Below are 13,813 nucleotides of genomic sequence, written 5' to 3'. Positions count from 1 at the left end.
TAGACTTATTTAGCGAGAACTTTATTTTTATTCATTGATTCATTTGCAAGTTTTTCTTTGTACTCAACGACTTTTTTGAAAAGCTTTTTATCACAAATTCCCAGAATTTGAACAGCGAGTAATCCAGCATTTCGAGCGTTGTTAATTGCAACAGTTGCAACTGGAACTCCAGAAGGCATTTGAGCAATTGAAAGGAGGGAATCAAGACCATCCATCGATTTTGTTTTAATTGGAACACCAATTACTGGCAGGGGAGAAAAAGAAGCTGACATTCCAGGTAAATGCGCTGCACCTCCAGCACCAGCTATTATAACTTTTATTCCTCTTTTGTGTGCTGTGCTTGTGTATTTTGCCATAAATCCAGGTGTACGATGAGCTGAAACAATTTTTAACTCATATTCAACATCAAATTCTTTTAGAACATTTGCTGCCTCCTGCATTATTGGAAAATCAGAATCGCTACCCATAATTATTGCAACTTGAGGTTTCTTTTTCATATTTCTCCTATATGATTATTTCTTGTTCTGCTTCAAGTGCTTTTTTGTAAATTAAATTGAGATCTTTTCCGCAGAATGTGATGTGTCCCATTTTCCTGCCAACTCGTGAGAACCTTTTACCATAAATATGAAGATGGGCATCTTCAAATTTTAAAACTCTGGTGAGATTAATTTTTTTGTTTTCTCGATTAACTTTACCAAGAAGATTGATCATTACAGCGTAAGGATATATCATTTCAGCTGAACCCAGTGGAAGATTCAAAACACTTCGAATATGATTTTCGAATTGGGATGTGATGCAGGCATCAATTGTGTAATGTCCAGTATTATGTGGTCTTGGAGCTATTTCATTGATTAGAATTTTATTGTCTTTTGTAAGGAAAAATTCAACTCCAAAGATACCGTAACCTTTAATTGATTTTACAGCTTCAACAGCTATCTCTTTTGCTTCGTCAATCAGGTATGGTTCAATTTGAGCAGGAGCGATTACAAGATGACAGATATGATTTTTCTGAATTGTTTCAACTACAGGATAAGTCTTTATTTCTTTTTTGGTTCTAACTACCATTATTGCAAGTTCTTTCTTGAAATCAATAAATTCTTCAGCCATCAAGTCGTAATGACGATTGGTCAATTTTTTTATTGCATTTGAGAAGTCAAACTCATTATTGATTGTTGCATTGCCGTATCCATCATAGCCTAATTTTCTTGATTTAAGAAGAAACTTATTTCCAAAAATTTTATTCAACTCGTTATAAGTTGAATTAGCTTTTACTTCAATAAATTCTGGTACTGGTAGATTTGATTTCTTGAAAGTTTGCTTTTGAATTAATTTATCTTGAATTAAACTAATTGTCTTTGCTGATGGGACAACTTTTTTATTTTGATTTTCGATCCAGCTGAGGTGCTCGCTGTCGATGAATTCATTTTCGAGGGTAATTATATCTGAACTATCAATAAATTTTTTGAGCAGTTTTTTGTCATCGACCCAACCAACAAACTCATTTGACGTTATTTGACCGGCAGGAGAGTTTTTTTCTTTTTCGAGGATATTAATTTTGAAGCCCAATCGATATGCTGCGAGAGCAGACATTCTGGCAAGCTGCCCGCCACCTAAAATTCCAATTGTATAAGACATATATCAGATTTTCAATCTTATCAGATTTTGATGCAAAATTAATGAAAAAATCACTTTGAGCGAAGAAGTGACGCTGGATGTGATTTAAATTAAATAATCACTTAATTCAAATATCCTTTTCTAAAATTTTAAAGGATAATGAAAATTGATTTCAACAAAAGTGTTCGATTATCTAAAAGCTTAATTTATCGTAATAAAAATTTACTACTTCAGCAACTTTTCATATCTCCAGAAAACTCTTTGAACTTTTGCTCCGCAATAATGTGAATAAAATGGAATTGGTCCAACCCACGGTATAATTGCAAATTGATGTCCCTGAGCTTGTTGATCTTTCAAGCATCTTTTTAACAAGACTCCGCCGATATTTTTTCCGCGCATTTCTGGACTTGTGCCCATTGGACCAAACCAACCTGTGTTCAAATTATTTGTGTCATAAGCTGAAAATCCAACCACTCGATCCTGATAAATTGCAATATGAATTGAAATCGGGTTGTTCTTGAAAGCCATATTGACTTCATTTTCCCAGAGTTCAAAATTTTCAAGGATAAATTTCATTGTGTTTTCGTAATCGTTTTTCTCAGCTCTTTTGATAATAATCCCATCATTGAGCAGTCTTTGTTCATCATTCGAGGTATCGAAATTTTGTCCGACCAAATTGCAAATCATATTTGCAGTATCGTTGAATTTTTTGAAGCCAAGTCGTTCAGCGAAACATATTGCTTCGGTGTATAAGGGATCAATTCCTGGTTGAAAATAATTTGGATGTGATTCATAAATTCTTACTTTTTCACAACCTTCTTTGATGAATTTATCTTCTAAAATTTTGTAAAGTTTGGTTGCAATTCCTTTTCTTCTTTCTGATGGTTTTACCGCCATCAATTTAATGTATCCTATCTTACCAATTTTTTTATGATTACGAATCACTCCCATCATAAAGGCGATTATTTCTTCACCTTCTTTGACGACTAAAGCAAGTTCTGGATCAAAATCCGGGTCATCAAATGCTTTTTCTTTGAAAAGAAAATCAGGCATAATGTCGTATTTCATATTAATACGACAAAATTTAGCTGCTTCTTTCAAATCGGCTGGATTTAGTAGTTGTATGTTCATATTAGTAATTCAAATTTAGTGAGAAGGATGAGGTGAATAGTCCAATACTAAATAAATGGAAGTGGTGTTTTGATGAAGGAAGAAAGTTATAAGAATAATTTGCTGTCAGCTCAAAAGTTCTCAGTATTTTTAGGAAACTGAAACCTATCTCACCATTAATTCCGTTTTTCCCTTTGAAGTTTGTAAATCCTCCAATTCCAACACTAACAAAATGTTTCAGGTTGGAAATTTCATACAAATATTTTGTTCCTAATCGAAAAGAATTTTTAATGAAACCATCTGGAATGTGTAAATAACCAGCATAAAAATAAACATAGGGAAAAGTTTTGTATGCAGAAGAAGAACCTATACTGACAAGAGGAAAGTCTTTTAGAATTGCAAATTTTGATTGACCATCTTCAATTGCAATAGCTGGAGAAGGCAAAAGCCAGAGTGACATTCCTAATACAAAATTGTACAAATAATAAGAGCTTGATGTTTTTGTTGAAGTTGTTGTAGAGCTTTGAGTTGTAATCTTTTCTTTGAGTGGAACAAGGAAAGAATATTCTTCGCTTTCTTGTTTGGTTCCATCCTCGAGTTCAGAAATTATTTTAAAGTAATATTCTTCTTTTTTGAACTGATAGCTGCTTAAATCAATTCTTGTTTGATGAAAGTCTGTCAGAGTATCGCTTACATTGAATAAGCCTATGTCTTCAATTTCAACTTGCGATTTCACAGGAAGGTTTGTCATCCAGCTTAGGACAAGCACTTTTTCATTATCGCTTTTCAAGTAGTTATCAATTAAATAAACTTCGACGGTTTGTACCGAGTCTTCAAAGACATCTTCTTCCTGAGCTAACAAAAAAACATTTGTAAAGAAAAAAGCCGAAGCAATAAAGATTAATTTTAGATATTTCACTTGTTCACCTCAGAATTTTGTTTTTCGTTGTTATTCCCGTTTTGATATTTTTCATAAGCATTTAAAATATCTTTGACAAGTTTGTGTCGAACAACATCCTGTTTTGTGAAATAAACAAATGCGACGCCATCAATTCCAGCAAGAATTGTTTGTGCCTGAACTAATCCGCTTTCTTTTTTACTCGGCAGGTCAATTTGTGTAACATCACCGGTAATGATTGCTTTTGAATTTGCACCGAGTCTTGTCAAAAACATTTTCATTTGAAGTGCAGTTGCATTTTGAGCTTCGTCGAGAATTACGAAAGCATTGTTCAAAGTTCTTCCACGCATATATGCGAGTGGAACAATTTCGATTTGGTTTCTTTCGAGATAATATTTTAATTTTTCGTAAGGCATCATATCCTCGAGAGCATCATAAAGCGGACGCAGATATGGATCAATTTTTTCTCGAAAATCGCCAGGTAAAAATCCAAGACTTTCACCAGCTTCAACTGCTGGACGGCACAAGACTATTTTACTGACGAGATGATTTTTAAATGCCGCAACTGCCAGAGCAACTGACAAATAAGTTTTGCCTGTACCCGCTGGTCCAATTGCAAAAACTATATCATTTTTCCTTGCAACTTTAATGAATTCAAATTGGCCGGGTGTTTTTGCTTTTATAACATCATTTTTCGTAAAGAGAATAGCCGCATCAATATCAGTATCTGAAACAACTTCCTTCCCATTCTTTGCGAGTTGAATTACAAGTTCAATGTCTTGCTGAGTCAGTTGTCTGTTTTTATTCACCAGGAAAGCAAGCTCATTAAAAACTTTTTCAAGAATTTCGATCTCCTCAGGAGTTCCTCTTAGTAAAATGTTTTCTCCTCTAACTGAGATAACTGTAGTAAAATAAGATTCGATTAATGAAATATTCTGGTCATTAACTCCCAAGAGAGTCATCATATCGACATTGCTTAATTTCAATTTTTTCTCGATCGCTGTCACTTTTTCTCTGCCCTCCATCTTTTTAAATACAAAAATACCCCATTAGTAAAGGATGGGGTAATAGGATTATAAAAAGTATCGATTAAATTTAACATCTGTCTTTGACTTAGCTCCTTTCAGTTTGTTTTGAAAATTTTATCAATCATAGTTTAATATAAAAAATCAAATGAATTTTGTCTAAAACCTGATGCAAATTAGTTAAACCAATTAAAATTTCCGATTGCACTTGAGCAAATATTTTGAAAATCAGTCAATGAAAAATCCTTTTCCTACCTGACTTGAATCAAATTCTTTGAACTTTTCGATTTCGTCATTACAATTTTTAAGTTCAATTCTAAGCGAGTCAACTAACAAAGAATCTTTTAATACTTCTTTCAGATAACTTTTTTCAAGTTCAAGGTTGTTTTTTCGTAATCTTAAATCTTCCATCAAATAAAACCAGTCTTTTTTAGATAATCTTTCAGATTTTGAACAGCCGCTTATAGTCAAAAAAAGGATGAATAAAAAGAAAATTCCACAAGTTTTAATCAAAGATTGGCTTGATTTGTTCCTGTTTCTAATTTTTACCTGCATTTGCCAGTGAATCTCTTAATTTTTGACATTCATTGAGTTTTTTTGTCAGTTCGGATTTCTCCTTAAACAATTCTAACTGCCGTAACTTCAAATTTTTGACTTCTTCTTCGAGTGTGAATACTTCTTTTTTGAAATTTTCCAGATTTTTTATCTCCTCATCGGAGGCATAGAATGAACATCCAGAGAAAAATATTAACCAAAAAACTGTGATAAGAAGTTTTACATTTAGAAAGAATTGAGCGGGACTGAAATAATTTTTCATTTGAAAACTAAATTTCGTTCAAGAAAACTTGTGTATGAGTTATTAGCGATAATAATGTGATCCAGTACCGGGATTTCGAGTAATTTCCCAGCCTGATAAAGTTGTTCAGTTACTTTAATATCTTCTTTGCTTGGTTCGAGGTTGCCGCTCGGATGATTATGAACCAGAATTATACTGGAAGCTCTATGATCAATTGCAATCTTGAAAACTTCTCGTGGAGAGACCAAACTCGAATCAAGAATTCCTCGGGTGACAAGCTGATGACTTTGCACGACATTTTTCCGATTTAAGATGACTATATGAAACTCTTCAACATTCAAATGGGAGAGTATAGGATTCATAATTTCAAAAATTACTCTTGGCTCACGGACTTGAACTTCCTCGTTTTTGAAATCAAGTTGAGTGCTTCGTTTTCCTAATTCAATTGCAGCGAGAAGAGTTATCGCCTTTGTTTTACCAATTCCTTCACCTTTAAATTCATTTAAGATTTCTCGAAAGTCTTTTTTTGCAAGTTCTTTCAAATTGCCAAATTTTCTCAGGAGTTCTTTTGCTATTTCAATTGCCGATTTGTTTTTCTTACCAGTCCTTAAAATTATAGCCATCAATTCAGCATCGCTCAATGCTCCTGGACCTTTGAGTTCTAATTTTTCTCTTGGCCTATCGTCGATGGGTAAATCTTTGACTCTAATAGCGCCCTCCTTTAATTAATTTGAAATTATTCTGTCAATCTTTCTGATTTTTCGATTTTTATATTGTAGAATAAAAACAGAGCAATTCACTCCATTTTGATTTAAAATTATATCTGAACTAAATCCTTCATAATCTCTGTCACCAATCAGATAATCGTAAAAATTTTCTCGGTTGATATTAGAATCCCAATTGTGAAGAATTTTATTCATAGTTTCGAAACCATAAAAAAAGTTTCTGTTGGGTTGAGAAATCTTTAGACTTTGAGTTTCAAATATCAGGTCATTTATTTCTTTTGACTCCTGATCTACGAAATAATCTGATGTAAAGAATACTCCATCTGTTGATGGATAGCCTCTTAATAAGTCATCTAAAGAATTCCAGAGATCATTACCAATAATTTGTGTGATGATATTTTGTCTTTGAAGTTCGTTTGTAATTTCTGGAATTAAGTCTGGATTTGAAATTGTAATTAACAATGCATCTAAAGAATAGACAGGTATGTTTAAATCGTCAATTATTGATTGACTTCTTTTGTAATATGATAGTTTGTTTGTCTTACAAACTTTTTCTGCATCTTTTCCAAAAATTTCAAAGATACTGACTTCAGCTTCGATGTTTTTTAGTGAGTCAATTATTTCATGGGTAAGTCCAAGTGCAATTAATTTTTGTTCGGTTTCAAAATCCATAAGTTGATTAAATCTTAAGACGAGATCACGATTGACAGCAGCTTTTCTAATTTCTTTAATTTTTGCTGGTAATGATTTTTTATTTTCATTCCAGTTTAAATCAATTAGAATCTCAGCTTTCGAAGATTTCAATTTTTTCTTGATTTCATTTACAATTGGTTTATATGTCGAATTATCGCAGCTTAAAATTCCAATTCGTGATGAATTTAATTTTTCAATTCCAAATTTTGCCATTGCTGAACCGCGAACATCCAGAGTTGGATTAAATTGAAAAATAAATTTGGATTTTATTGAGATATCTGCTGCTGTTGCTGTTGGACTTATTAGCGGAATTTTCAATTTATCAGCAAGGATCGCAATATTTTTAAACTGACTCGAATAAAGCGGACCAATTACACATAAAACTTCAGGGTCTTTTGCCAGTTCGATAAGAGCTTTCTCTAAAAACTTTTCGTCACCTTTGTAGATTTTAATTTCGATTTTGTTTTCTTCCTCGTTATTAAATTTATGAACCGCTAACTTGAGACCATCGATTATACTTTTTTCAGTCGCTGCTGTTTTTTGTGAGGCTGGAATTAAAACTCCAATTTTCCTAATCGTAAGCAAGTCAGAATGTAATCCAGTCTGGATTAATGAGCTGTAATGTTTTTTAATCGAGCTTGGATTCAGTTCATTTATAGATTTAACAAGCAAAGCTTTATGATAAGCAAATTTCAAGAGAGGATTTCTTAAATTATTCTCAAGATATTCCATTTGATTTTGATTGAGTACGGTAAGTAATTGGGTAAAGACGCCATAGAATTCATCAAGCTGGTCTTTGCTGAGATTAAATTTATCAAGTTTTAGAAGAGCAGATTCAATTTCTGAGAAGTTCTTTTCTTTTATAGCAATTGCTAATTGTGTCTCTAAAATTACAGGTAATGATTTAGAAGCAGGGTAATTTGTAATAAATCTTTGGGTAAGGATTGAAGCTTTTTCAAAGTTATTCAATTTGAAAAAACTTAAAACTAAAATCAGATTTGCTGTTTCAGAATGATCATTTTCTTTGATTACGAATTTTTCGAGTAATTTTATAGCTTCAGCGTATTTCCCTTCGTTGAAATAATTTATTCCTTTTTCGAAATCAGATTGTTGAGCAAAAATTTGTTGGAAAATAAGAATGGAAAAGAACAGTATTAATTTATTCCCATTCAATAGTTGCTGGAGGTTTTGAAGTAATGTCATAAACAACTCTATTAACACCTTTAATTTCGTTAATGATTCTGTTAGAAACAAGATTCAAAAAGTCGTAATCTAATTTTGCCCAATCAGCTGTCATTCCATCTACACTTGTGACGGCTCTTAAGACAATTGTATTTCCGTAACTTCTTTCGTCTCCCATAACTCCGACACTCTTGACTGGCAAAAGAACAGCGAAAGCTTGCCAGACGCGGTCATAAAGATTATGCTTTTTTAATTCTTCTATAAAAATTGAATCTGCTTCACGAAGTAATTGCAAATTTTCGTAATTGACTTCTCCGATGATTCTTACTGCAAGACCAGGACCAGGAAACGGATGACGCTTTAAAAATTCTTCTGGAATTTGTAATTCTTTACCGAGTTCTCTTACTTCATCCTTGAACAACTCCCTCAGTGGTTCTATTAAATCAAATTTTAAATTCTCTGGGAGTCCACCAACATTATGATGTGTTTTAATTACGCTTGAATGTTTTGAAAATGCACCTGACTCGACCACATCGGGATATAAAGTACCCTGAACTAAAAATTTCACTTCCCCAATTTTTTTGATCTCATTTTCAAAGATTTCGATAAAAGTTTTACCGATAATTTTTCTTTTCTCTTCGGGATCAATTACACCTTTCAATCTCTCCAGAAAAATTTTGGATGCTTCGATGAAATGCAAGTTCAATTTAAAATTCTGAGTAAAGAAATTGATTATATTTTCGCTTTCATTTTTTCTCATCAATCCAGTATCAACATGAATGCAATGAAGCTTATTTCCAATAGCTTTGTGAACCAAAACAGCAGCAACTGTCGAATCAACTCCACCGCTTAAAGCACAGACAACCAAATTATCATTTGCTTTTTCTTTTATCTCTTTAAGTTTTTCTTGAACAAAATTTTTCATCTGCCAGTTAGGTTGACAATCGCAAATTTTGAATAGGAAATTTTTAATTATTTCATTTCCAAATTCAGTGTGAAATACTTCAGGGTGAAATTGGACACCATAAACTTTTTGATCAGGATTACAAGCCGCAGCATATTCAGTATTAATTGTTGAAGCAAGGGTGATAAAATTTGGGGGCAGTTGAATTACTTTATCTGAATGACTCATCCAAACATTAAAACTTTCAGGTAAACCATCAAATAACTGATTTCTATTTTTAATATTTATTTTAGCTAAACCAAATTCTCTTTTTTCAGATCTTTCTACAATTCCGCCTGATAATTTTGAGATTAGTTGAAAGCCATAACATATCCCAAGAATTGGAATATTTAATTTCAAGATATCGGGTGTAATTTGAGGTGCATTTATATCATAAACGGATGAGGGTCCACCTGACAGGATTATTCCTTTTGGATTCTCAGCAAGAATTTCTGACACTGAGATTTCGTTCGATTTTAGAATTGCGAAAACTTTGTTCTCTCTAACTCTTCTCAGAATTAACTGAGTATATTGAGAGCCGAAATCTATAATTAAAATTTTATCTACATTCATCTCTAAATTTCAGATTTGTTTAAAAAACAAAGAGACGGAATTAGTCCGTCTCTCTAAATATTTCTATGTTCTAATAATAAATTATTTGCCGATAAGGGCTTTATATGCATTGGCATCCAGTAAGTTATCCAGTTCAGAAGGATTGGTAATTTCAATTTTGATCATCCATCCTTTACCGTAAGGATCTTTGTTAACTACTTCGGCATTTGATTCAAGATCATTATTAAACTCAATAATTTTACCAGAAACTGGTGCGAATAAATCGGAAACTGTTTTTACTGCTTCAACAGTACCAAATACTTGACCTTGAGTAACTTCTGTTAAGTTTTTATTTAAATCGACAAAAACAATATCACCAAGTTCACTCTGGGCAAAGTCCGTAATTCCGACTGTCCCGATATTTCCTTCAACACGAACCCATTCGTGTTCTTTTGTGTATTTAAGATCTTCTGGAATTAGCATTTATTTTTCCTCCGAATTTTTGTAATTAAAATGTTCAATGAAGTGAGTGTCAAATTTACCATTTCGATAGTTTTCATCTCTCATAACTTTGAGATGAAATGGAATAGTAGTTTTCACTCCTTCAATAATGAATTCTTCAAGAGCTCTTTCCATTTTTTTAATTGCATCAAATCTATCTGAGCCTTTAACAATCAACTTTGCAATTAAAGAATCATAGAAAGGAGGCACAGTGTATCCCGCGTAAACATGAGTATCGGTTCTTACACCAATTCCGCCGGGCTGGTGAAAAACTGTGATTGTACCGGGAGAAGGTCTGAAATCTTTATCTGGGTCTTCAGCATTAATTCTACATTCGATAACCCAGTTTTTAGGTTTGACTTTAAATTTTTTTACTCGAGCACCGGCGGCAATTTTAATCTGTTCTTTAACTAAATCTATCCCATACAATTCCTCAGTCACAGGATGCTCAACCTGAATTCGCGTGTTCATTTCCATAAAGTAAAAATTCTTTTTATTGTCAACGAGGAATTCAATTGTGCCGGCGCCTTCATAGTTTACGCTTTTTGCACCAGCAACAGCAGCTGCACCCATTGCTTCACGAAGTTCTTCATCAACAATAGGGGATGGTGATTCTTCAATTAATTTTTGATGCCTTCTCTGGATTGAACAATCACGCTCACCAAGATGAATTACATTACCGTACTGATCACCAAGAACTTGAATTTCAACATGATGAGGTTCTTCAATATATTTTTCGATGTAGACTTCGGGATTGCCAAAAGCGGCTTCAGCTTCGTTTCTTGCAAGAATGAATAATCTTTCAAATTCCTCGCTGGATTTTGCTACACGCATTCCTTTGCCGCCGCCGCCAGCGGTTGCTTTAATAATGACGGGAAAACCTATCTTATTGGCAACATGCAATGCTTCATTTAAATTACTTATTGTTCCTTCGCTGCCTGGAACAACAGGCACACCAGCTTTTTTCATCGTATCTTTTGCAGTCGCTTTGTCACCCATCAGACGAATGCTTTCAGCTGATGGACCGATAAACTTAATGCCAGAGGATTCACAAATTTCTGCAAAATCTTCGTTCTCAGCTAAAAAACCATAACCTGGATGGATTGCATCGGCGCCAGTTATTTCTGCAGCTGCAATAATTCTTGGAATGTTTAAGTAACTTTCTTTACTTGGTGGAGGTCCGATACAAATTGCCTCATCAGCAAATCTAACATGTAATGAATATCTATCAGCCTCGGAATAAATTGCAACTGTTTTGATACCTAATTCTTTGCAAGCACGAATAACTCTAAGTGCAATCTCACCTCGATTCGCAACTAAAACTTTTTTGAACACTTATTTTTACCCGATTTGTTCAAGTTATTTTTATAATGGCTCGATTAAAAATAAAGTTTGCCCATATTCGACCGGCTGGGCGTTTTCGACCAGTATCTGAACAATTTTTCCATTCACATCACTTTCAATTTCATTCATTAGTTTCATCGCTTCTACAATACAAAGAACCTGTCCAACTTGAACAGTATCACCAACTTTTACATATGGCTCAGCATCTGGTGATGGAGCTCGGTAGAAAGTTCCAACTATCGGAGATTTGATTTCATGATATTTCTTTTCTGGTTTTTTCTCCTCAACTGCTTTTTTCTCCTCTGTTACTGCAGCTTGAGGAATTTGAACTTGTGTTTGAGTTACTGGAGGTTGAACTGGAATTTGAAAATTCTGTGGAAATACATAAGGATAAACATTTTGCGAGTCACTTTTATAAGTTGGTGATTTTTTAATTTTTATTCGAGTTCCTTCTTCTTCAATTTCAACTTCATCCACGCCACTATCATCAACAATCTTTAATAATTTTTTAAGATAATTTAAATCCATTTTTACCTCTCTTTTACTCGTTCGACATATTCACCTGTTCTGGTATCAATTTTAATTATATCACCTTCATCGATAAATAAAGGCACAGATACAACTGCTCCAGTTTCCAATTTCGCTGGTTTTGAACCACCTGTTGCTGTATCGCCTTTAATTCCAGGTTCTGTTTGAACAACTTCCAGATCCACAAAGATCGGCAGCTCTGCTGATACAATTGTGGAGCCATCCATTAAAAGATCCAGAGTAATCCCTTCCTTAAGAAACTTTGTGCCTTCGCCTAAAATTTCCTCAGGAACATTGATCTGATCGAAATTTTCGGTGTTCATCAATACAAGCATATCGCCATCTTTATAGAGATACTGAAATTGATGACGCTCGACACGAACAATATCGACGCTTTCACCAGCGCGGAAACGATTTTCAATAACTCGTCCTGTTTTTATGTTCTTTAATTTTGTTCTGACAAATGCACGCCAGTTACCGGGATTTACATGTTGAAATTCTACGATTTGATATAGTTCGTTATTAAATCTTATAATTAACCCTGGTCTAAAATCTTGTGTTGATCCCATACTCTCTCTCTTTTTGTTGAACTTCGAAGGGACAATTTAATTTTTGAACCTTAGAAATACAAGAATTAAGCTTTTAGTTTTTTCTCGTCGACTAATTTTAGTTGTTTACCTTCGATTATTAATGATGCAAAGAAGAAAATAAATAAAACAATTGCAAAAAATGCTGCAGCAATATCTATGAATGTTAATTCGAAACCAAAAATGTGAAAATCACCTGAACCAAAGTAAAAGACAATAATATTCACTAAAATGATAAATAATCTTACCTCAGTTGGTCCGAACCCGAAGTACGAAATTTTAAATACACCATGAACAACTGTTTTAATGTATACAAGAATTGACATTAATAAATAACCAACTAATGCCAGAAGTACGAAGTCAAACCGTGCATGAGGTGAAAGTCCAACACCAAAACCAATTAAAATCATACTCACTGAATCAAGTGTGTGATCTATGAAAAAACCATATTTAGGTCTCTCAATGTGTCTGAAACGAGCAACTGTTCCATCCAGAGAGTCGCCAAACCAATTCACGAGCAATCCGAAACTTGCAAGCCAGAGGTAATAATTATTATAGAGGGTTAAAAAATATCCAAGTCCAGTTAGTAATGAACCAATCAAACCTAAAACAGTAAGCACATCAGGGGTAAAGTAAGAAGGCAGATTTTTGGCAAGCCAAATTAAGGCTGGTTTTTCGATAAATGATAATAAAGTTTGAGTTTCTCTTTTATGTGTTTCAACATTACTCATTCAAAATTCCTTAATAGATATTCAAATGTAACTAATATGCGCTGAATTTAAAAAACCTATGAGTTTTTGATTTTGAATAATTGTATTCAAAAATGGAAGGAAAAAAGCAACTTGGAAAGACTTCGTAATTTTCAAAGGGTTGTATTCATATAGGTAAAAAGAATATTAAAATTTGTTGATGATTTTTTAAAAAAAATGAAAAACCTAAAAATTTCATTGTCTTAGAGATTAGTCCTTTGTAAATTTGTAGAGTTAAACCAAATTATTAAGGAGTTATATCAATGCCTAAAGTAATTTTTAGTATAAGTTATTCTGTATATTCCGATAAAATTGATAAGTATCTTAAGAAAATTTCTTATCTAAAGGCGCTTTTATCAGAAGAGAGCTATCAGTATTCAGTTTATAGAGATAAAAAGAATCCTTACGAATTTGAAGAAATTTATGTTTTTGATTCTGAAGAGGATTTTGAAGCATTTGACGATGCAGCAAACGAGGAAGCAAGCAGCATTATTTTTGAAATTGCAAATAATTATGTAGTAAATAAAAAACTAAACTATAAAACACTTGTTGAGGTAGAAGACTAA

General features: G+C 33.2%; 16 protein-coding genes. 1 reads left to right on the top strand and 15 read right to left on the bottom strand.

Annotated features, from left to right (window positions below; translation table 11 throughout):
* Positions 1 to 5: 5 nt before the first annotated feature.
* The 15 genes from purE to HPY57_03220 all read right to left on the bottom strand — a co-directional run bounded on the left by purE (position 6) and on the right by HPY57_03220 (position 13,229).
* On the bottom strand, positions 6 to 497 hold the full coding sequence (gene purE / locus HPY57_03290; protein NPV10794.1) for a 5-(carboxyamino)imidazole ribonucleotide mutase: 492 nt from the start codon (positions 495 to 497) through the stop codon (positions 6 to 8).
* 7 nt (positions 498 to 504) lie between these two features.
* Positions 505 to 1,635 (bottom strand): 5-(carboxyamino)imidazole ribonucleotide synthase, encoded by a 1,131-nt coding sequence (locus HPY57_03285; GenBank protein NPV10793.1) that lies wholly within the window; start codon positions 1,633 to 1,635, stop codon positions 505 to 507.
* 204 nt (positions 1,636 to 1,839) lie between these two features.
* Entirely contained in the window at positions 1,840 to 2,745 is a 906-nt protein-coding gene (locus HPY57_03280) for a GNAT family N-acetyltransferase (protein NPV10792.1), read from the bottom strand.
* A 1-nt stretch (position 2,746) separates the two neighbouring features.
* The gene (locus tag HPY57_03275) at positions 2,747 to 3,643 is read right to left on the bottom strand and encodes a hypothetical protein (GenBank protein ID NPV10791.1); all 897 of its coding nucleotides are present in this window, start codon (positions 3,641 to 3,643) and stop codon (positions 2,747 to 2,749) included.
* Positions 3,640 to 4,647: a PhoH family protein gene (locus HPY57_03270; GenBank protein NPV10790.1), complete on the bottom strand. Its 1,008-nt coding sequence runs from the start codon at positions 4,645 to 4,647 to the stop codon at positions 3,640 to 3,642. The genes HPY57_03275 and HPY57_03270 overlap by 4 nt, the downstream gene beginning before the upstream one ends.
* A gap of 228 nt (positions 4,648 to 4,875) precedes the next feature.
* Complete coding sequence (locus HPY57_03265; GenBank protein ID NPV10789.1) at positions 4,876 to 5,202, bottom strand: hypothetical protein; 327 nt, start codon at positions 5,200 to 5,202, stop codon at positions 4,876 to 4,878.
* Entirely contained in the window at positions 5,186 to 5,464 is a 279-nt protein-coding gene (locus HPY57_03260; GenBank protein ID NPV10788.1) for a hypothetical protein, read from the bottom strand. The genes HPY57_03265 and HPY57_03260 overlap by 17 nt, the downstream gene beginning before the upstream one ends.
* Positions 5,461 to 6,153, bottom strand: a complete 693-nt coding sequence (gene radC / locus HPY57_03255; GenBank protein NPV10787.1) for a DNA repair protein RadC — start codon at positions 6,151 to 6,153, stop codon at positions 5,461 to 5,463. The genes HPY57_03260 and radC overlap by 4 nt, the downstream gene beginning before the upstream one ends.
* Positions 6,154 to 6,168: 15 nt before the next feature.
* On the bottom strand, positions 6,169 to 8,064 hold the full coding sequence (locus HPY57_03250; protein ID NPV10786.1) for an ABC transporter substrate-binding protein: 1,896 nt from the start codon (positions 8,062 to 8,064) through the stop codon (positions 6,169 to 6,171).
* Positions 8,021 to 9,559 (bottom strand): glutamine-hydrolyzing GMP synthase, encoded by a 1,539-nt coding sequence (gene guaA, locus HPY57_03245; GenBank protein ID NPV10785.1) that lies wholly within the window; start codon positions 9,557 to 9,559, stop codon positions 8,021 to 8,023. Before guaA ends, HPY57_03250 begins: the two co-directional genes overlap by 44 nt.
* An 81-nt stretch (positions 9,560 to 9,640) precedes the next feature.
* Positions 9,641 to 10,021 (bottom strand): glycine cleavage system protein GcvH, encoded by a 381-nt coding sequence (gene gcvH / locus HPY57_03240; GenBank protein NPV10784.1) that lies wholly within the window; start codon positions 10,019 to 10,021, stop codon positions 9,641 to 9,643.
* Positions 10,022 to 11,374 (bottom strand): acetyl-CoA carboxylase biotin carboxylase subunit, encoded by a 1,353-nt coding sequence (gene accC, locus HPY57_03235; GenBank protein ID NPV10783.1) that lies wholly within the window; start codon positions 11,372 to 11,374, stop codon positions 10,022 to 10,024.
* 30 nt (positions 11,375 to 11,404) lie between these two features.
* Positions 11,405 to 11,911 carry an acetyl-CoA carboxylase biotin carboxyl carrier protein gene (gene accB, locus HPY57_03230; protein ID NPV10782.1) on the bottom strand — a complete coding sequence of 169 codons (507 nt, stop codon included), beginning with the start codon at positions 11,909 to 11,911 and terminating at the stop codon, positions 11,405 to 11,407.
* Positions 11,912 to 11,913: 2 nt separating this feature from the next.
* Positions 11,914 to 12,480, bottom strand: a complete 567-nt coding sequence (efp, locus tag HPY57_03225) for an elongation factor P (protein NPV10781.1) — start codon at positions 12,478 to 12,480, stop codon at positions 11,914 to 11,916.
* Positions 12,481 to 12,545: 65 nt separating this feature from the next.
* Positions 12,546 to 13,229 (bottom strand): CDP-alcohol phosphatidyltransferase family protein, encoded by a 684-nt coding sequence (locus HPY57_03220; protein NPV10780.1) that lies wholly within the window; start codon positions 13,227 to 13,229, stop codon positions 12,546 to 12,548.
* 281 nt (positions 13,230 to 13,510) lie between these two features.
* Between HPY57_03220 and HPY57_03215 the strand changes: the two genes are divergently transcribed.
* On the top strand, positions 13,511 to 13,813 hold the full coding sequence (locus HPY57_03215; GenBank protein ID NPV10779.1) for a hypothetical protein: 303 nt from the start codon (positions 13,511 to 13,513) through the stop codon (positions 13,811 to 13,813).

The sequence above is a fragment of the Ignavibacteria bacterium genome, assembly GCA_013177855.1.
Lineage (GTDB): Bacteria > Bacteroidota > Ignavibacteria > Ch128b > Ch128b > Ch128b.
This window is presented reverse-complemented; position numbering and strand designations above follow the sequence as displayed.

Bases quoted from the DNA above. Each gene is read 5' to 3' on its own strand.
- gcvH (NPV10784.1), bottom strand. From the start codon at position 10,021: ATGCTAATTCCAGAAGATCTTAAATACACAAAAGAACACGAATGGGTT.
- guaA (NPV10785.1), bottom strand. From the start codon at position 9,559: ATGAATGTAGATAAAATTTTAATTATAGATTTCGGCTCTCAATATACT.
- accB (NPV10782.1), bottom strand. From the start codon at position 11,911: ATGGATTTAAATTATCTTAAAAAATTATTAAAGATTGTTGATGATAGT.
- HPY57_03285 (NPV10793.1), bottom strand. From the start codon at position 1,635: ATGTCTTATACAATTGGAATTTTAGGTGGCGGGCAGCTTGCCAGAATG.
- HPY57_03265 (NPV10789.1), bottom strand. From the start codon at position 5,202: ATGCAGGTAAAAATTAGAAACAGGAACAAATCAAGCCAATCTTTGATT.
- HPY57_03215 (NPV10779.1), top strand. From the start codon at position 13,511: ATGCCTAAAGTAATTTTTAGTATAAGTTATTCTGTATATTCCGATAAA.
- HPY57_03270 (NPV10790.1), bottom strand. From the start codon at position 4,647: ATGGAGGGCAGAGAAAAAGTGACAGCGATCGAGAAAAAATTGAAATTA.
- efp (NPV10781.1), bottom strand. From the start codon at position 12,480: ATGGGATCAACACAAGATTTTAGACCAGGGTTAATTATAAGATTTAAT.
- HPY57_03250 (NPV10786.1), bottom strand. From the start codon at position 8,064: ATGACATTACTTCAAAACCTCCAGCAACTATTGAATGGGAATAAATTA.
- HPY57_03260 (NPV10788.1), bottom strand. From the start codon at position 5,464: ATGAAAAATTATTTCAGTCCCGCTCAATTCTTTCTAAATGTAAAACTT.
- purE (NPV10794.1), bottom strand. From the start codon at position 497: ATGAAAAAGAAACCTCAAGTTGCAATAATTATGGGTAGCGATTCTGAT.
- HPY57_03220 (NPV10780.1), bottom strand. From the start codon at position 13,229: ATGAGTAATGTTGAAACACATAAAAGAGAAACTCAAACTTTATTATCA.
- HPY57_03280 (NPV10792.1), bottom strand. From the start codon at position 2,745: ATGAACATACAACTACTAAATCCAGCCGATTTGAAAGAAGCAGCTAAA.